Origin of the sequence: Lysinibacter cavernae, assembly GCF_011758565.1 — a bacterium.
In the GTDB taxonomy this organism is placed as follows: domain Bacteria; phylum Actinomycetota; class Actinomycetes; order Actinomycetales; family Microbacteriaceae; genus Lysinibacter; species Lysinibacter cavernae.
On the sequence record NZ_JAAMOX010000002.1, the window covers coordinates 102,016 to 120,295 of the forward strand.

14 protein-coding genes and 1 tRNA gene are annotated in these 18,280 nt (G+C 59.4%); 1 reads left to right on the forward strand and 14 read right to left on the reverse strand.

Annotated features, from left to right (window positions below):
- Positions 1–30: 30 nt before the first annotated feature.
- The 11 genes from FHX76_RS09960 to FHX76_RS10010 all read right to left on the reverse strand — a co-directional run bounded on the left by FHX76_RS09960 (position 31) and on the right by FHX76_RS10010 (position 13,844).
- Positions 31–1,524 carry a sigma-70 family RNA polymerase sigma factor gene (locus FHX76_RS09960; RefSeq protein WP_167150554.1) on the reverse strand — a complete coding sequence of 498 codons (1,494 nt, stop codon included), beginning with the start codon at positions 1,522–1,524 and terminating at the stop codon, positions 31–33.
- On the reverse strand, positions 1,514–6,382 hold the full coding sequence (locus FHX76_RS16750) for an Ig-like domain-containing protein (RefSeq protein ID WP_167150555.1): 4,869 nt from the start codon (positions 6,380–6,382) through the stop codon (positions 1,514–1,516). Before FHX76_RS16750 ends, FHX76_RS09960 begins: the two co-directional genes overlap by 11 nt.
- Positions 6,383–6,695: 313 nt before the next feature.
- Complete coding sequence (locus tag FHX76_RS09970; protein ID WP_167150556.1) at positions 6,696–8,204, reverse strand: DHA2 family efflux MFS transporter permease subunit; 1,509 nt, start codon at positions 8,202–8,204, stop codon at positions 6,696–6,698.
- On the reverse strand, positions 8,201–8,812 hold the full coding sequence (locus FHX76_RS09975) for a PadR family transcriptional regulator (protein ID WP_167150557.1): 612 nt from the start codon (positions 8,810–8,812) through the stop codon (positions 8,201–8,203). Before FHX76_RS09975 ends, FHX76_RS09970 begins: the two co-directional genes overlap by 4 nt.
- Before the next feature lie 136 nt (positions 8,813–8,948).
- Positions 8,949–10,529, reverse strand: a complete 1,581-nt coding sequence (locus FHX76_RS09980) for an SPFH domain-containing protein (RefSeq protein ID WP_208402689.1) — start codon at positions 10,527–10,529, stop codon at positions 8,949–8,951.
- A 76-nt stretch (positions 10,530–10,605) separates the two neighbouring features.
- Positions 10,606–11,154, reverse strand: a complete 549-nt coding sequence (locus tag FHX76_RS09985) for an NfeD family protein (protein ID WP_167150559.1) — start codon at positions 11,152–11,154, stop codon at positions 10,606–10,608.
- Positions 11,155–11,295: 141 nt separating this feature from the next.
- Positions 11,296–11,985, reverse strand: coding sequence for a 50S ribosomal protein L1 (gene rplA, locus FHX76_RS09990; protein WP_167150560.1), 690 nt, complete (start codon positions 11,983–11,985; stop codon positions 11,296–11,298).
- Between the two features lie 17 nt (positions 11,986–12,002).
- Complete coding sequence (gene rplK / locus FHX76_RS09995; protein WP_167150561.1) at positions 12,003–12,431, reverse strand: 50S ribosomal protein L11; 429 nt, start codon at positions 12,429–12,431, stop codon at positions 12,003–12,005.
- A gap of 116 nt (positions 12,432–12,547) precedes the next feature.
- Positions 12,548–13,360: a transcription termination/antitermination protein NusG gene (gene nusG / locus FHX76_RS10000; protein ID WP_167150562.1), complete on the reverse strand. Its 813-nt coding sequence runs from the start codon at positions 13,358–13,360 to the stop codon at positions 12,548–12,550.
- An 87-nt stretch (positions 13,361–13,447) separates the two neighbouring features.
- Positions 13,448–13,723: a preprotein translocase subunit SecE gene (secE, locus tag FHX76_RS10005; protein ID WP_167150563.1), complete on the reverse strand. Its 276-nt coding sequence runs from the start codon at positions 13,721–13,723 to the stop codon at positions 13,448–13,450.
- A gap of 48 nt (positions 13,724–13,771) precedes the next feature.
- Positions 13,772–13,844, reverse strand: a tRNA-Trp gene (locus tag FHX76_RS10010).
- A 241-nt stretch (positions 13,845–14,085) separates the two neighbouring features.
- On the opposite strand from FHX76_RS10010, the gene FHX76_RS10015 reads away from it, so the two are divergent.
- Positions 14,086–15,267: a N(5)-(carboxyethyl)ornithine synthase gene (locus FHX76_RS10015; protein WP_167150564.1), complete on the forward strand. Its 1,182-nt coding sequence runs from the start codon at positions 14,086–14,088 to the stop codon at positions 15,265–15,267.
- A gap of 71 nt (positions 15,268–15,338) precedes the next feature.
- On the opposite strand, the gene FHX76_RS10020 is transcribed toward FHX76_RS10015, so the two are convergent.
- The 3 genes from FHX76_RS10020 to FHX76_RS10030 all read right to left on the reverse strand — a co-directional run bounded on the left by FHX76_RS10020 (position 15,339) and on the right by FHX76_RS10030 (position 18,250).
- Entirely contained in the window at positions 15,339–15,725 is a 387-nt protein-coding gene (locus FHX76_RS10020) for an MmcQ/YjbR family DNA-binding protein (protein WP_167150565.1), read from the reverse strand.
- 231 nt (positions 15,726–15,956) lie between these two features.
- Complete coding sequence (locus FHX76_RS10025; RefSeq protein ID WP_167150566.1) at positions 15,957–17,297, reverse strand: hypothetical protein; 1,341 nt, start codon at positions 17,295–17,297, stop codon at positions 15,957–15,959.
- Between the two features lie 143 nt (positions 17,298–17,440).
- A complete protein-coding gene (locus FHX76_RS10030; RefSeq protein WP_167150567.1) occupies positions 17,441–18,250 on the reverse strand; it encodes an IclR family transcriptional regulator in 810 nt (269 codons plus the stop codon).
- Positions 18,251–18,280: the final 30 nt, after the last annotated feature.

Sequence of the window (18,280 nt, forward strand, 5' to 3'; positions counted from 1 at the left end):
GTCAGTGCGCAGCAACACGATCCCACCCGGTCACCCTTCCGAAGGCGTCGGTGACGAATCTAATAATTGGGAGGTCACTGCAAATTCAAAGCCGGCGGTCGGCGAGACGTCCGTAGCAACTCGAATCGAATAAGCTGCCGCTTTTGCCGCCTGCGCAACGTGGGAGTTGGTAACCGAATCGAGCATGACCAGGTAGCCACCCTCGCGCGCGATATCGACGAAGCAGCTCCCTCCCCCGGTCATCGTCTGTTCGAAGAAGGCCATCTCATTGCCTGTTGCCTGCTGAAAGTACACCCGACACAGTCCGCTCTCTGTTGGAACCTCTACGAGCAGCTGCCTGCCAACGCGCACGCCAGTATCCAAAGCACTGCCAGCTTCACGCTCGACGAGAGGGCCGGCGGATGAAAACGATTCGCCGCTCACCTCGCCGGAGTTCTCCATTGCGGCGGTCGGCTCAATCGTCTGCACGGGACGCGATGTGTCAGCCGCAAGCGGCTCGCGTGGTTGGGCCTCGCCAGCTGAGCCGGCTGCGCCAAATACAAACAGCGCGGTGATCCCCGCGGCGACCGCAAGACCTGCGGCGCCAAGAGCGGCCTTCGCCACAAGCGAGGTCGTGATCCCCGCGATATGTGGGGATGCCGCCGGCATCAACGCTGACGTTGCACCCGCGGTGGCCACATCTCGGATGCCGTCGGAGATCCCAAAGACCAGCCCAGGCACGCAGGCCGCAACAACGCCAAGCAGGCGAGCTTTGACGTTCTCAATCTCGGTGAGGGCACGCGAACACGATGAACATCCAGCCAGATGTTGTTCAACCGTCGCTGCCTCATTCAGGGAAAGGGCATCGCTCGAGGTTTCGAGGTACTCAGCATAGGCGGGGAGCCTCTTTGAGTATGGAAGGCAGCCTGGCCTTGCGTTCTCAGCGGCAAGTGCGTTGAGGTACTCGATTCGGAACCCTTTCCGCGCCCTGTTATGAAGCGCTGAGGTGGAATTTGGGTTCAGCCCAAGCACCTCGGCCGTTTCTGCGGTGCTTAGCCCCTGCACCTCTCGGTACCAGACAACCTCCTGCCACCGTTGCGGGAGGCGGTTAAACGCGTCAACAACCGCCACCTGCGCGGCGGAATCCAGGGAGGACTCCACCCGCTCATTGCTCAAGAACTCAAGCACATCTGGTTCAACGGCGACCGTTCGCGCGCCGCTCTCACTGTTCCGGATGGCCACGCTTTTCATGGCTGTCACCAGGTACCACCACAGCGAGACGGACGGTCCCTTGCCATTGTTGATCGCCTGGATGACCCGCGCAAACGCCTCCGCAACGATGTCCTCGGCTTCTGCGTTGCTCGCGGCATACTGACGCGCGGTGTTCAGCGCTGCCGAATAGTGCCGCGAGTACAGGCTCTTCATCGCGTCGGCGTCACCTGCCCGGTAAGCGGCAAGAAGGGTCCCGTCGTCATCTGGAAGGGAACGGCTGGCAGCGGCTCCCTCCCCGGCAACGTCGTGTGGATGCTTGGCGCTATGAGACACGATCCGCCTCGGCCCGCCGCAGGCGCTGTTGTGCTACCAGGGAGAGGCCTAACATCATGGCAAAAGCCAAAGCCGTCACCGTCCATCCCGAGGTTGCTCCGGTTCCAGTCACCGCAAGACCACGAGCCCCCGCGTCACGAGATCCGCTTGTCTCCGGGTCCGTCAGCCGGTCGGACGGGTTTTCCGTTACTGGCCCACCCGGTTGAGGCTTCGCAGATTCCCCACCCGTCCCCGGAGCTGTTGGTGCTGGGGCATCCGCAGCAAGAACGGTCACCGTGTAGCGAACCTCAGTCGTTTGCCCAACCACGTCGGTCATACGCACCACAAAGGTGTCGTCACCAACAAACCCAGGTGTTGGAACGTAGTGCACAACGCCCCCAAGGATCTCGACCACTCCGTGTGCTGGGTCAGCCACGATGTCGCTGTCGGCCAGCGGCACGATGCCGGTTCCCGTTGCTTCTCCGATCGGATCAAAGATCACCTTCTCAAATTCAGGCTCAACGGTAAGGTGGCGATCAACGCCTGAGGGCGGTCGGATTACGGTGACCACAACGGTCACTGTCTCGCGTTTGCCGTGCGCATCCTCAACGACGTAGCTCAGCGTCTCGGCGTAGCTCAGTTCGCTTTCTGCCCACTGGTAGGTCCCGAACGGCGTGTACTCAAGCGAGCCATTCACGATGGTTACCGAGCCAGCGTTGGCTGCCGTCGCGGGGTCTATTGTCCATGACGAACCTGCGTCAACGAGTTGAAGCGCATCGCCGCGATCATTGACCAGCACGTTGAGGGTTGACGCTGTGTCCGAGCGAACTGTGGCCTCGTCGGCAACTCCGGCAAGGGCCTCGTACACCGTTACGGTAAACGTGTGAGTCGTGGTCTGGCCAAGATTATCGGTGTAGTCAACCGTGAAAGTATGCTCACCAACGCCGGCTGTCCCAGGGACAAATGTGATTGATCCATCGTCGCCGACCACTACCGTCGAACCCTTCGGCTTCGAAGCCACCGCCACGCCACCTGCTTCGAGCACATCGGGGTTCAGCACCGCAGGAGAGAAGGTCGCAGTACCGTCGGATGCGATTGTCAGGTTGCTCTGCCCAGTTACCACGGGCGCGCGCTGAACGGTCACCGTCACTGTCGCCGACGAGCGCTGCCCAAAGGCATCCTCGATGGTGTAGTCGATGGCTGTCTCGTAGGTCTTCTCGCCAACGGCCCAGGTATGTGTCGGGATGACCGACACCGTGCCGTCAACAATGCTGGCCGTCGCATCTCCAGCTGTGGCAACAGAACCGGGAACTATGGCAATGCTGTTTCCAGCATCGTTGCTCAGCACGTTGAGAGTTGTTGGCTTCCCATCGCGCACCGTTGCGCTGTCATTCGCCGCAACCGGCGACGGATAGACCGTCACCGTGACCGTCGCAGAGGCGGTTCCACCGGCCGCGTTCGTAACAACATACGTGATGGTGTCCTGATAGCTTTCGGCGCCGTCGTGTTCGGTTGGCCAAACAGTGGATGCCGTGTAGCTGAGCGTTCCGTCGGTCGTCAGCGTTGCCGTTCCATAGGTCGCCTCGCCACCTACGGCAATAACGGCGGCGGTCTGAGCCGCGGGTGCAGTGGCGTTTGGCCACGTGTCGTTCTTCTTCACGTTGACGGTCACCGACTGTCCAGCTGAGGTGCTTGCGGTGTCGGCTACCGCGGTCGGCACGGCTACGGCCTCTTGAAAGAGCAGGTTTTCAGCCACACGAATATCGCCGATTGCGATGCTGATTGGGTTGGGAAGCACAAGCGCCCACCCCTGACCGTCTGTGAGCGTCGCGGCATAGTCGCCACCGGGGATAATGCCGAAGTCGTAGGTTCCGTTCGCAGCTATATCGGTTGTAAAACTGCCAAACTCGTTCGAGATCGTCAGGGTCTGTGAGCCCGACGCCCAGGTCGTGTCAGCATCCGAAACGGTTCCCGAGAAATCGTTATCCCGATACACGGTTCCAGCGAGAGAGGCCGCCGATGATCGCAGCGTCAGCTCGGCCGCGCCAACGATCGTTTTTACGGTGTTTGGATCACCATTCACCTCGGTCGTTTTTCCGTAGAAGTCGTTCTTCAGCACACCGCCAACCCCGAGTCCGTCAACCGATACGGTGATCGTCGCACTCCCGGCAAATCCAGGGTCAATTTCCTGTTCGGTCACAAACCGCAGTGCGGTTGCCGAGCTCGTGACGGTGCCGGTCTTCCAGTTGACGCCCTCGTGCCCGTCGGAGTTTCCCTCCCGAATAAGCGCGGCGGCAACATCAGCCGACGGGTCCGTCGTGTACTCAACGCTCACGCCACCCATCACGTCGGTATTGCTGGTTGACGCTGCTGCTGTAATAACGGTAAAGCCGCCGTCCGGCATTCCAGAGGTTCCTCGGCTGTCGCCGTTATAGGGAAGCAAATCGACAAATGTGCCCCTGCCAACCTTGTCAGACGTTCCGTTCCCCCAGTTGATTGTGTAGCTGAACTCCTCGTGAGGATTTGCGAAGCCTTCGTGCTGTGTCACAGCGGTTTTCCCACCGGAGAACGATGCGACGCCCTGCACCATGATGGACGCAAACTCAGTACGGTCCTGCGAGATCGCGTTGGCCGTCAGGTTGGTCTTCCCCTCATACGATTCAATAGATGAATCGTTGGAGGCCGAGGCAACAATTGTGGCCTTATACGTTGTGCCTGATGGGGTCAGCGGTGAAAACGCAACGGGAATCGAGATGGGTTGCAGCGGGGAGGCGTGCCCCTGAATGGGCAGCGGCCCGATCGGGCCAGCAGGGGCAACGATATCTCCGAGCGCAAACACGACCTGTGCCGGGCTTCCGTCATCTGAGGTACAGGCGATGCCGTCTGGCCCGAAGTCGGCGGGGGTATGCGATTTGTACCCGTCCATGAGCTTCACCGCGCTCCACACTGGTTCGGTACACACGGAATCGAGAGTGACCTTCAACGTGACACCCTTAAGAACCGAATCTGCCGTCGCTCCAACGGGCCCAATAGCGGTTGGGGTCACGACAAGATTCTTCACATCACCAGGCGCAACGGCAGACGAACTCCAGGCTGCCTTCGAGCGAATCAAGGCATCCGCGGTGCGAACAGATGCACCTGTGGGCGAATACGTGCCGTTGTAGGTCGACTGTACGCGCGGCGTCTCATCCGAGCCGTACTGCCAGAACCACGGAAGCAGCGTGTTAACCGCAAGATTTGCAGACGTTGACGGGCGAACAAACGGGCTCACAAGGCCGATGCCAGTGTTCGGCAGGATTCCATCCACCGTAATGAGCCTCACCGCAGTAGCCGAAGCAACCCCGTTTGGCAGCTGCTCGGGGGTTGAAACCCACGTCATCGAGTTCGGGTCGGTCGTCCGGCGTGCAGTATCGTCTGCAAACGGGTGATCTGAGTATTCGACTCGGTACGAGTCCACATGTGCAACGTCGGAATACCCGCGCCCGTAGAACGCGTCAACAAGCCCTGAAGCAAATTTCCGGACCTGGACCGGGCCCGTGAGCTGGTGAAGCTTCGGGTCCCAGGTCAGCATTCCCCACGCATGAGAGGTTTCCGCGCCCGCGGTCACGCCGTTAAAAATGCCGGTCATCGAAACATACGGCTGGCCAACAACAACGTTCTCTTGGTTCATTGGATACCCGTGCGAATCACCGTACAGCGGGTCGTTGAGCTTATAGAGCGAAGCCCCAACCGTCGCCCCAAGCTGGGGCTGATCGGTTCGAGTGACGGTTTCACGAACGCACGCAAGTTGCTTGCTGTTCAGCAGCGGCGCAGTTGGACACACGTATGTTGGTTCCTGGCCGGGGGCGTAGCCATCGCCAAAGTTCGATACGCCACTCGCCGACACCGGGTCAAAGCCAGAAACATGAACGGCCAGCGGGGTGGGTACGTTGATTGGAATGCCGGGATCGTACGGCGTCCAAATGCTGATGGCAATCTGATATGTGCTCATGAAGTCCGTCGGCGCAAGTGTGCTTACGGTTGCGTTGAGCAACCCCTGGGCCTGGCCAGAGACCGTTATCTTGGTGAGCCCTCCGGGGGTTGCAGGATGTTCAACAGCGACGCTCCCCCTGTCCAAGCTTTCTCGCGCGGCAATCACTTTTCCGTGTTCAGGGACGGCGACAAAGAACGAGTAGCTTGGAGCGAGCCCCTCGTAGCCCTTAAAATTTCCTGAGGCGGGCTTCGGTGCACCAATCAGGGCAAACACTCCCTGGCTGACGCCCTGCTTTCCGTCCTGTACGACGGGCATATTTGCCCATCCGGTATACAGCCGCAGTTCAGTCTTTGGAACAGCAGAAACGGTAATGGCAGGGGCGGTAGCGCTCACCCCACCGACCGAGACGGTTGGTGCAACCGTCTCTCCATTTCCCGCGTGGTCAACCCAGGCACGAATCTTAAACGACTCGTTGATTCCGGTTACCGTTCGATTGCACCTTAGCGTGCGTTTGTCCGAGCTCAAGGTTCCACCTCCAACACCCGTACAAACGGTGTTTGCGGACGCCGTCACATCCCACACCATGCCGTTTGGCAGCTGTGCCGTGTACGCCGCATCCCCAAGCGAAGCGAACGAAGACGCCACGAGGTACTCGACCTGATCAACAGAGCGAACAACACCGTTCAACTCGCCACTATCGTGACCTGGCGCGTCGTCGGCGTCAAAGGGGCCGGTCCCGTCAAAGCTCACGGACACACCCACCTGTGATACGACCGCCTCGACCGCAAACGCTGGAGTGCTGCCAGCAAACACGCCGGTTGCGGCAAGGAGCCCAGCAAGCCCAACGGAAACGATCGAGCGACGTATGCGCGCTGTACGCGAAGCCCCAACTTCTACAAATCCCACGAAAAACTCCCCAAAAGTTTCTATTTTTGCCGCGCACAGGTCCGCCGCGCTTCGGCCGCCGAACATCGGCTACGTAACAAGATACGAGCGCACTCGATTTGCTTACGCGCCGACCAATATTCGTTCAGATTCCCCCAAAACTGGACCTCGTGCATAGAAGAGTCGTCAACTACGGTCCAGCTATTCCCGCCAAAACCTCGGCGGGGCCCCAGCACGGCAATGACGCGTTCTTGTGATTTCTCGAACGCGCTGAGTACACACAAAACGACCCGCCAGCCCAGAGGGGGCTGGCGGGTCGCAGGTCAAGCGGTTGTTATCTTGAGGTCGACTCCACAACAGGAACCGAACCGGTAGGGGCGCCCCAACCCGCCGCAACAGGTTTTGGCTTCTCAAAAAACGCGACAAACACTGCACCAAGGATCGCCGCGGCGGCCGGCAGCAGCAGGGACTGTGACATCGCCGTCGCGAAGCCCTCATGTAGCACTTCCGGCAGCACACCGCTCATCTGGAAATCACCAGAGGCAGCGGCGCCGGGCGCGTGCGGCAGCTCAGCTGCCAGTCGCGACTGAATCAGGGCCGCGATGGATGCGCTTCCCAGCACCGCACCAACCTGACGTGTTGTGTTGTAGACACCAGAGCCGGCACCAGCCTGTGACGGCGGCAGGTTTCGTGTGGCCGTGCTTGAGAGCGGTGCCCACACACCCGCGTTCGCGACTCCAAGTACCGCGCTCGGAATGAGCAACATCCAGATGCTGATGTCGGGTGAAAGCATCTTCGAGTAGAGGAAGAGCGAGACTCCCAACAGGGTAAGGCCAACAACCGCAACGTTGCGAGGGTTCGTGCGGTCGATCAGGCGCCCGGCAAACGGCGCAAGCACACCAGAGAGGATGGCCATTGGCGCAAGCATCAACGCGGACTGCGTTGGCGTCAGGCCACGCACCATCTGGAAGAAGAAGACAAGGGGCATCGACATGCTCGTGATGGCAAAACCTACAGTGGTAATTCCGAGGTTTGCGAGGGAGAAGTTGCGGTCGCGGAACAGCTTGAGCGGTAGCAGCGGCTCACCCTTGTTGAATGCCTGCCAGACCACAAATCCGGCGAGAACCACGATGCCCGCGATGATGAGACCCCACACCGAGATAGGCCCGACGATGGTGCCCCAGTCGTAGCTTTCGCCTTCCTGAATGCCAAAGACCAGCAGGAACATGCCGACGGCGCTGAGCACGATGCCGAGCCAGTCCATCCGGTGGGTGTGCGTCTTGAGCTTTGGCACGAGGCGCCACGCAAGCACAAAGGCGACGATACCGACGGGCACATTGATAAAGAAGATCCATTCCCAACCAAAACCGTCAACAAGCACGCCGCCGAGGATGGGCCCAACCAGCGTTGCCATACCAGCGGTCGCGCCCCACAGCCCCATTGCCGGTCCGCGCTTGTCCGGCGGGAAGAGCCTGGTGATGACGGCCATCGTCTGCGGCGTCATCATTGCCGCCCCAAGACCCTGCAGCACTCGAGCGGTGATGAGCATCGTAATATCGGACGAAAGACCGCACCACGCCGACGCCCCCGTGAACAGCACGAGCCCAACAAGATAGAGGTTCTTTGGCCCGAATCGATCTCCAAGCCGTCCGGTCACGAGGAGCGGCACGGCGTAGGCAAGCAGGTAGGCACTCGTCACCCAAATGACCGAGTTAATGTCGGCATCGAGCCCCTTCATAATCGAGGGGTTTGCGACCGACACAATTGTGGTGTCGATCAAAATCATGAAGAATCCAACGACCAGCGCCCACAGGGCTGGCCAGGGTTTTACTTCTTTTGTCATTCGTTGTCCTTAGTACTGCGTTGTGGGTGTTGAAGAGCGGCGGATTCCCATGGCAGATCGCCACGTTCAATCTCGCCAAGAATGTTCTGGAGCCAGGCAACCTCGGCCAGCATCGTCGCCCGAACATACTCCGCGCTCAACCAGTAACGCCTGGCGAGCCCTCGTTGTTCCAGGCGTTCGATTTGTTCCTCAACCGAACTGAGGTCCGATTGCCTCTGCTCCAGCCGAGATCCAAGCAGCTTCAGCACCGTCTCCCTGTCGAGCACATGGGCCTCGCCAATCGCTACCGGAAATTGGGGAAACTCGTGATGAGGGGTGCCGAGCATGCCGGCAATCCGCTCACTGAGCGCGCCGCGTCCCTCAACGGTGATCTCGTATGTGGTCCGCTCCGGGCGGTTACCCTCTCTCTCGGTGCCAACAGCCCGCACAAAATCTGCTTGGACGAGCCGGTCAACCGTGTGGTACAGAGACCCCGGCCGTACTTTCACAAGCTGATCCTGTGATCGCTGGATAAGGAGCTGATACATCTCGTAGGGATGCATCGGGCGTTCCGCGAGGAGGGCTAGAGACGCGACCGCAAGCGGCGTGAGGGATGAGACGGCAGGCATGTATTACTCCATGAAGATTATTCCTTATGGAATATACGCCCACGGAATAGGTTCTGTCAATCTCAGTACACAGCAACGCGACAGCCCTTGGATACTCCAAGAACTGTCGCGTGACGTTGCGGCCGTCTGCTGTTGGCTATTTCTCGGTTGCTACACGCTTCGCCTTCACTGCCGCGGACGATTTCACGCTCTCGGCAGCCTGTTGAACAACGACAGCGCCAGTGGCCGCGGCACCGACGGCTGCTCCCGCAGCAGTACCCGCAGCGTTTCCGGCAACCGCGCCATTGAGCATTCCAACGACGTCAACCCCAACCGTTTCCTTCACCATCTCGAGGATGCCTTTGATGTTGCCCATTGCGTCACCGGCAACCTTGTTCGCTCCGTCTGCCGAAACCACCGTGAGGCTGTCGATCCCGCCAATCGCCTGCGCGTATTCGGAGGCGATAGCTGGCAGCATGTGAATGAGTTCTTGGGCAAGCACGGCTTGTGACTGTGTTTCGAGAGCATCGGCTCGCGCCTCGATTGCCGCAGCCTCTGCCGTACCCTTTGCCTGGATCGCGGCCGCTTCTGCGGTTCCTCGAGCGGTAATCGTTTTGGCTTCTGCCTCACCTTCGGCTACCAGCGCTTCGGCCTGGGAGATACGAGACGCACGCTCGGCGAGTCCTTCGCGCTCGATAGCCGCTGCCGCAAATTCGCGACGCTTCAGGTCAGCCTGCGCGGTCGCGATCTCGGCCTTCGCCCGCCCATCTGCGGCCGCAGCGATCGCTGACGCCTCGGCCTTTGCCATGGCCTCAACGCGGAACGCCTCCGCCTCGGCCACCGCACGCACGTCGGCGTTGAGCTTCTCTTTGCGCAGCGCTACCTCTTTTTGTGCGGTGAGCTCTTCTTGAGCAACAATCGCTTGGCGCTGGATGGCGTCTTCGAGCGGCTTTGCGGCACCGGCTTCGGCGAGGGCTTTATCGGTCTCAGCCTGGATGGCGGCCTCGCGAAGTTTCAGATCGCGGTTCTTATCGAGCAGCACCTTCTGGGCGCTAATCTTGGCTTCTTCTGATGCCTGGTGAGCTTCGGTCTCGGCGATGTCTGCGAGTTGGCGAACCTTTGCGGCCTCTGGCCGACCGATGTTTGAGATGTAGTCTGAGGCGTCGCGGATTTCCTGAATCTGAAGCGTGTCAACAACGAGCCCTTGCTTTGTCAACGCCTCTTCTGCGGCCTCAAGCACGTTCCGCGCGACGACCGCACGGTCTCGAATGATCTGCAAAACCGTAAGCCCACCAATAATGGAGCGTAGGGAGCCAGAAAGCACTTCCTGCGTTGACTGATCAATCTCTTCAGAATAGGAGAGGAACCGCTGCGCTGCGGCTCGAATCATCTCTTGGGTTCCGCCAACTTTGACAACTGCAACGGCCTGGGCCTGAATCGTGATTCCGTCGGTCGTCTGCGCCTCCGTCACAATCATGAGTCGACGCGAACGCAGTGACATCACAAAGGCTTTCTGGACAAACGGCACAACAAAAACGCCGCCGCCGGTGACAACCTTCTGGCCAGACAGGTCTTGCGACGAGTTGCCAAGCTCATCAACAGTCGTTCGGCCTTTGCCTCCCGTCACGATGATCGCTTCATCGGGCTTCGCAATTCGGTAACGCTTGATAATAACGGCCGCGATCAGCACGAGGGCGATCACGATCCCAAAGACGGCGATCAGCGCCGGGGTAAGCATAAACACGAGGGTGTCCTTTCGGGGGTTCAGACAGGATGTGCGTCAGTGCAGGATATTGGGTCGCACCGACAGTGGGTTAGGAACGGTCGCCGCTCCGTGCGGGCTCGACCATGACTGAGGTATCGCTGATCACCGCGACGATACGGACCTCTGCACCGGCAAGCACGGGCTGCGCTGACCTGGCAGCCATCGTGACTCGTTCTCCGTGCCGCATAAATGAGATTTCTCCCATGCCGCCTTCGCCTGGCAGCGGCAAGATTACAAATGCTTGTTGCCCGATAATCGTGGCGGTGGATGTCGATGAGTTGGATTCCGCTGTGCGAAACACGCGCGTCATCCACCAGGCGAGTCCCCCTCCGACGCATCCTGAAGCGAGCCCGATCACGGCGCCAACGACGGGCGATGTTCCCGCACCGATTGCGGCAAAACTCGCAAAGCCAAAGATGGCAGCAAAGGCCGAGAGAGTGGTCAAGCTCAGCGGCCCATCGCCGATCTCGAAGGCATCAAAAATGCCACCGAGCAGCAACGAAATCACCAGGAGCAGAGCGCCAACACAGCCGATGATGAGGAAGACACCGCCGGCAACTAAGGTTCCGTCGAAGATGCTTGTAATCCAGTCACTCATTGCAGAACTCTTTCGGAAGGTGCGGGGGTCACTCAGGCGATAGGTTCAAGTCTAGTTTGTGAGCGGCGAACCGTTGACACAACAAAAGGCCCGACACCTTACGGTGCCGGGCCTTTTGGATACTTCTGACGAAGCTACTGCTTAGAACGCGTTAACGTCGAGGGGAATGCCAGGACCAAATGTGGTCGAGACGGCGCCCTTCTGAACGTAACGGCCCTTCGAGCTAGACGGCTTCAGACGGATGATCTCGTCAAGAGCTGCCTGGATGTTGTCGTTGAGCTGCTCCTGCGTGAACGAAGCCTTGCCAACGATGAAGTGTACGTTGGAGTGCTTGTCAACGCGGAACTCGATCTTTCCGCCCTTGATGTCAGTGACAGCCTTTGCGGGATCCGGGGTAACGGTTCCGGTCTTTGGGTTAGGCATGAGGCCACGGGGACCAAGTACCTTACCAAGACGGCCAACCTTACCCATGAGCTCTGGGGTCGATACTGCCGAGTCGAATGCGGTGTATCCACCGGCAACCTTCTCGATGAGCTCGTCTCCACCAACCTCGTCGGCTCCGGCAGCAATTGCGGCCTCGGCAGCGGCACCGGTTGCGAACACGATAACGCGTGCGACCTTACCGGTTCCGTGGGGCAGGCTGACGGTTCCACGAACCATCTGGTCTGCCTTACGTGGGTCTACACCGAGCTTGAGGGCTACCTCAACGGTGGAGTTGAACTTGGATGACCCGGTCTCCTTTGCGAGGGCTACTGCCTCGGAGGGGGTGTAGAACTTGCCGTCTTCGATTTTCTCGGCGGCAGCGCGGTACGCCTTTGATTTCTGTGCCATGTTATTTCTCCTCAGCCTTACTCGACCGTGATGCCCATGGAACGAGCGGTACCGGCAATAATCTTGGACGCAGCCTCAATGTCGTTTGCGTTGAGGTCAGCCTGCTTGGTCTCTGCGATCTGGCGAACCTGATCCATGCTGATCTTTGCGACCTTCACGGTGTGAGGGGTTCCAGATCCCTTTGCAACGCCAGCAGCCTTTTTGATGAGCTCGGCGGCAGGAGGAGTCTTGAGCACAAACGTGAACGAGCGGTCCTCGTACACGGTGATCTCAACCGGGATAACGTTTCCACGCTGTGACTCGGTTGCGGCGTTGTACGCCTTGCAGAACTCCATGATGTTGACGCCGTGCTGACCCAGCGCAGGGCCAACGGGCGGTGCGGGGTTTGCGGCGCCGGCCTGGATCTGAAGCTTAATCAGACCCGAAACCTTCTTCTTGGGTGCCATGATGTTTCCTTTACTTTGTCGAACGCTTTGCCCTTGCGAGCAAAACCCTCTCCCGGGAACACGGTATTTCCGTTTCCGGTTACTGCCGGCATAGTCCGACAGAAATCTCTATCTTATTACAGCTTGGTGACCTGGTCGAAGCTGAGCTCAACCGGGGTCTCACGCTCGAAGAGCGATACCAAAACGGTGAGCTTGCCGCTTGCCGGGTTGATCTCGCTGATGGAGCCGGGAAGGCCAGCAAACGAGCCTTCCTTGATGGTGATCGTCTCGCCGATCTCGAAGTCGATTTCTGCGGGGATGGATGCCTGAGCTCCGCCCGTCTTCGACTTGCTTGCGCTTCCGGCGGCGCCTGCGGCGTCTACCAGCTCAACGGTGGTCTTGAGCATCTCAAAGACCTCGTTAAAACGAAGGGGTACTGGGTTGTGCGCGTTGCCAACAAAGCCGGTAACACCGGGCGTGTGACGAACAACTGACCATGAGTTTTCGTTGAGGTCCATGCGAACCAGCACGTAGCCGGGGATGCGCACGCGGGTAACCATCTTGCGCTGGCCGTTCTTGATCTCAACAACGTCTTCCATCGGAACCTGGATCTCGTGGATGTCGTCAAGCGCGCCCATGGTCTCTCGGCGGTTCTCGAGGTTCGACTTCACCTTGCGCTCGTAGCCGGCGTAGGAGTGAATGACGTACCACTTGCCACGGCGGGTGCGAAGGTCGCGCTTGAACTCGTCGTAGGGGTCAACCTCTGGGGCCGCCTCCGCTTCGGACGCTTCTTCGACTGCGTCAACAGCAACGTCTTCAGCTACCTCTTCTGCGGCGGGCGCAGCTTCGGGAGCATCCTGTGCCTCAGGCTCGCCAACTGTCTCTACAAGAGCGTCGAGGGCGGCATCGAGTTCTGCCTCAGGATTTGAATTCGTTTCTTCGTTCTGCATGACCTTCAGTTTCGTAAGCGTTGTTGGAATGAGAGCGGCGTCGGAATAGGCGGCGTGAAGCGTTGGATGCCGACCGGCGGTGTTGCGCTAGAGAACAGGTGTTCCGAACACAAACACCACAAGGAAGCTGAACACCTGGTCAAGCACCCAAACGATTCCCATCATGATGAGCACAAACACCAGAACAACACCGGTAAAGGTCAACAACTCTTTACGTGTTGGGGTGACAACTTTTTTCAGCTCGGCAATGACCTGCTGAATGAAGAGAATGATGCGGCCGAAGAAGGTTTTCTTTTCGGCTCGCTTTTGCTTGGCGGAGGCTACAAGTTCCTCGCCAGGCTCATCTACTACTTTGTCAGTCATTATTACCAACCTTTCCATGCCTCGACCACTTACGTTGTCGAGGATTTGCAGGGCGGACAGGACTCGAACCTGCAACCTGCGGTTTTGGAGACCGCTGCTCTACCAATTGAGCCACCGCCCTTTATGGGTTTGATCCCGTTTTTACTGCTTGGCCACTTCCCCAAAATACCGGGCAAATAGGCGCAAAAAAGTATGGAGGAAATCAACCACCTCGGCCAAGTTTAGGGGAGAAGTTGCCGCGTGTAAAGTTCAGCACGGCCACGCCCGAAAGAACAGCGGAATTCCGGCATGCCGTAGTGTGAGCAACACGGAGAACCATCGCGGTTCCCGTTTCTCAATTCCTGTTTCAGGAGGAGCTTCAGATGCCAAGCACGACTCCAACCATTCCGTCATCAACGACAGCAACATCCCCGCTTACCCTTGGCCTCTTTGCCAAGTCATCTCTCGAGAATGAGCGGCGACTTGCCATTCATCCAGATCATTTTGAGCGCATTGACCCCGAGCTCAGGTCTCGAATCGTTGTCGAAAGCGGGTACGGCCGTGATTTTGGCCTCACCGATGCGCATCTCGCCACGCTGGTCGGACGCGTAGCAGCCCGCAGCGAGGTCGTAGCGGCATCCGACATCATCCTGATGCCAAAGCCAAAAGCAGACGACCTGAGAGGCCTCAGGGACGGGCAGACGGTCTGGGGCTGGCCACACTGTGTGCAGGACCGCGAAATCACCCAGGTCGCCATCGATAAAAACCTGACACTCATCGCGTTCGAGGCAATGAACCACTGGACACGACCAGGAGGCTTCGGCCTTCATGTTTTCCATAAAAACAATGAGCTCGCCGGTTACTCCTCAGTCATTCATGCCCTGCAGCTCGTTGGCTCAACCGGCGATTATGGCCGCCGACTCAACGCCGTTGTGATCGGATTTGGCGCGACTGCTCGAGGCGCAGTCACCGCACTCAACGCCCACGGCGTTCACGACGTTGATGTACTCACGCATCGAGAGATTGCCGCCGTCGGCTCCCCCATCCACTCGGTACGCATCGTGCAACTCGATCACAACGCAGAGGCACCGTTCAACAGCGAGGTGCTCACCGACGTTGGCCCCGTCGCGCTCGCACCGTACCTTGCAAAGCACGACATCGTGGTCAACTGCACGCTCCAGGACCCGGACGCGCCGCTTGTGTACCTGCGTGACGAAGACCTTGCACCGTTTCGACGCGGCAGCCTCATCATCGACGTTTCCTGCGACGAAGGCATGGGCTTCACGTTTGCGCGGCCAACAACATTCGACAACCCCACCTTCATGGTTGGGCAGGGAGTGACGTATTACGGCGTCGACCATAGCCCGTCATACCTGTGGAACTCCGCTACCTGGGAGATCAGCGAAGCGGTGCTCCCCTTCATCGACGTGGTTATGAGCGGCCCCTCCGGCTGGCAGGTGAACCAAACGGTCAACCGGGCGATCGAAATACGCGAGGGCGTCATCGTGAATGACGCGATCAACCGTTTCCAGGGACGCGCCTCAGCAGAGGGCGCTCATTTATGACAGCGGCCCAGCGCTCAAGAGACGGTAGCGTTAAAGTCCACTCCTGACTCAGCACGATCGGCTTCGCCTCGTCAGGAGTCCATGGCTTCGCGGACCCGCTTTGGCAAGGACCGGAACACGAGGTCGTACGACTCTGCAACCAGCTCTTCGAGAAGCGCGTCTTCTATGGATCCATCAAGCGTGACGGTAATCCAGTGCTGTTTATTCATGTGATAGCCAGGATTGATCGCCAAGAAGTCTCGAGCAAGCAGTTCGTTCTGCACGGTCGGGCCTTTAAGCGTGACGGACAGCGCTTCGCCGCTACTCGCTGACTCTCCAACAAGGGCGAACATCTTGTTCGCAACCTTATAAACTCGCGCGCCTTCACCAAACGGGTAGCTTGCGTCGGCACCGGTGTAGCTCAATAAACACGCGTCAATACCGTCAAACGAGTTAAGAACAAAGGTCTGTTGCGTCATACGAACCAGGCTATCGGCACGGAGTCGACCGGAACAGCCCGGCAAAAGATTAGGTGCCGCGACGCCATTGTCACGACCTTTCGACCATACCCCTCAGCACACCCGAATGATAGGGATCGCGCGAGCACACGCACATTTGTGGCCAAAAAGTGATCTTCTCGTGCGCCGCCCTCGCCCGATCTGCTCAGAACCGCTTACACAGTCGAGCCGGGGAACCGATAGCCACTCGATCTAGGCGGTAGGTTCGGGGGCTGTTGGCACGCCGGGACCCCTGCCGTTAACGGGCAGCTCCGGCCTGCTCAACAGCTCAAGAATCAGGAGCAGGACCGCCGCAGAAAGGACAACAAGGATAATCGTGGCTCCACTCAGCGGGCGAGACATGATGAGGATGACAAGCGCGACGATGATAACAACCACCCGGGTCAGCACCCTGAGCCGGTGGAGCATCCGCCCAAACCCGCCGGTCGTTATGCCGGAACGCTCGGCCGCACCTCTGACGCGAATAAGCAGCGACGACGTACCCCTGCGGAGCGCGGCGGCCCCTCGGAACGGCCCCGAAAGATAGGCCACGATGGCCGTCACAATCCCAATAGTGATCATGAGTTTAATGGGTTGCGCGAGGCCAACCGTTGCCGCCTGGATAATGGCATCCGCTGCGTCTCGTGGCAACGGGTCTGGGGTCACGGCCGATAGCGCCGCGAGCTTTCCGGCCGCAACACCCCCGGCGAGCAGCGCAGAGATAACCGCCAGTGAAATGCCAGTCCAGATGGCGGCCCTTGCCCGACGCCTTGCCAGCAGGATGCCGCCGGAGAACGCCACAAGACACACAAGTGGCAGCCAGAGGCCCAACTGCAATACCAGGTTGTACCCAAATCGGGCCGAGGTCATCGCATCGGACTGGCCAAGCGGAACAATCCGATCGATTTCGGGGATAGCCGTGGCAAACGTCATGCCGTTGTCGATTAATTGTTGTCGAACGCTCGCGACGAGGGGGCCGAGGTTAATACCGATTTCTCCGGACGCACTCAGCGATAGGGCGGTGTCAGGATCTCCCGCCAACGCGCCGGTCACTTGCTCGTGGCTGAGTCGAAGCGTATTCGCCCAGAGGCCCGCAAATGCATCGGATTGAACGGCCTCTTGCACGGTACTCCGGATAACGGATCGTGCACCTGCGACCGCCGGCGCTTCAAGGAGGGCAAGCGCTGCGGCTGATCGCGGCGGAAGGTCAAGCGTCTTGAGCCCGTCAAACAGATCACTCGCGATCGCGTCAAGGTCAACGGAAGCTTCGATCGCAGCAACGGCCTCGTCGGTGAGCATCGCTTGAACGGCCGGGTCGCTGGCGAGCGGCGCCAGCTGCGCGACAAAGATATCCGTCGACGCTAACTCGTTTTTGGCCCAGCTGGTTGTGATGGCAACAGGCGAAATAACGAGCGCAATGACAATCAGTATTCCGGAGAGGACTGACCGTAGGCGCTTGGGAAACACCCGCTGATAGTCAGCAGGAGATTGTTTCGAGACGACAGCGGAGGTGTCCATCGACTCGTTTACCGTCGGGTCTGGTGTTGCATTCACAGTGGCACCGCATCTCTCCGCACGAGGCGTTTGGTTGCGCGCGGGGGAACGCAACGTGTGGCTAGCCAACGGAGTTCCCCGCTGACGTCCATAAGCTGATGGTAGCGCCAGCGCACTGCCAACGCACAGCTTTTTACCAGAGGTTACTGCCCGGAGTTTCGCCGTTCGCCACGCCCATAAATGCGGCGCGAAAGCTCGTCCGCGGTGAGACGAACCGTTTCGGCGAGAGCCGGCCACCGCTCCCTGGTCACGTCCTCTTCGCGGAAAGTCACCGCAAGACCCGCGACGGGCCAGCCGAGGTGATCAGTTACCGGCACGGCAACGGAAGAGAATCCGCTCGTGACGTCGCCAGTTTCAACGGCAAATCCTCGAGTCTGGACGCCATCGAGCACACTTCGTAGCTTCGAGTAACGGTCGATCTCTTCGCTCTCGTTGTGACGCTGCACAAATGAGGCGGCGTCGGGGAAGAGCGCTCGAACCTGCGCCTTGGGAAGCTGGGCGAGGATAGCCCTTCCGCTTGCGGTGAGATGGGAGGGCAACCGAACATCAACATCCGTAATCAAAGAGGGCGCATTTCGCGCCCGCTCCTCAACGATGTACAGCACGTCGCGTCCGTGCAGCACGGCAAGGTGGGCGCTCATCCCGATGCGGTCAACCAGGCCAGCAACCACCGGCCGGCCGAGTCTCGACAGGGGTTCTTGGCGAGCGTAGGCCGAGCTCAGCTCAACCGCAGCGACGCCAAGACCGTAACGCTTCTCCTCAGCAAGGTGAAGCACAAACCCATTGCGCTCGAGGACGCTCAGCAGGTGGTAGACCGACGATCTCGGAAGCTCGAGCTTCGTGGCGATCATCGAGGCCTGGAGCGGCCCGCGCGACGAGGCAAGCAGGCTGAGGATGCGCAGCGTATTTTCGGCAGCGGGAACCCTCGACGAATCCGTCGCTTGAGAGTCCATTCTCTGCCTCGATCCTGCCTCGTGCGCAAC

Excerpts from the sequence above, each read along its gene's own strand:
- FHX76_RS09985 (WP_167150559.1), bottom strand. The coding sequence starts at position 11,154 with ATGAGTGACTGGATTACAAGCATCTTCGACGGAACCTTAGTTGCCGGC.
- FHX76_RS09970 (WP_167150556.1), bottom strand. The coding sequence starts at position 8,204 with ATGACAAAAGAAGTAAAACCCTGGCCAGCCCTGTGGGCGCTGGTCGTT.
- FHX76_RS09980 (WP_208402689.1), bottom strand. The coding sequence starts at position 10,529 with ATGCTTACCCCGGCGCTGATCGCCGTCTTTGGGATCGTGATCGCCCTC.
- secE (WP_167150563.1), bottom strand. The coding sequence starts at position 13,723 with ATGACTGACAAAGTAGTAGATGAGCCTGGCGAGGAACTTGTAGCCTCC.
- FHX76_RS10020 (WP_167150565.1), bottom strand. The coding sequence starts at position 15,725 with ATGACGCAACAGACCTTTGTTCTTAACTCGTTTGACGGTATTGACGCG.
- FHX76_RS10015 (WP_167150564.1), top strand. The coding sequence starts at position 14,086 with ATGCCAAGCACGACTCCAACCATTCCGTCATCAACGACAGCAACATCC.
- FHX76_RS10030 (WP_167150567.1), bottom strand. The coding sequence starts at position 18,250 with ATGGACTCTCAAGCGACGGATTCGTCGAGGGTTCCCGCTGCCGAAAAT.
- rplA (WP_167150560.1), bottom strand. The coding sequence starts at position 11,985 with ATGGCACAGAAATCAAAGGCGTACCGCGCTGCCGCCGAGAAAATCGAA.
- FHX76_RS09975 (WP_167150557.1), bottom strand. The coding sequence starts at position 8,812 with ATGCCTGCCGTCTCATCCCTCACGCCGCTTGCGGTCGCGTCTCTAGCC.
- nusG (WP_167150562.1), bottom strand. The coding sequence starts at position 13,360 with ATGCAGAACGAAGAAACGAATTCAAATCCTGAGGCAGAACTCGATGCC.
- rplK (WP_167150561.1), bottom strand. The coding sequence starts at position 12,431 with ATGGCACCCAAGAAGAAGGTTTCGGGTCTGATTAAGCTTCAGATCCAG.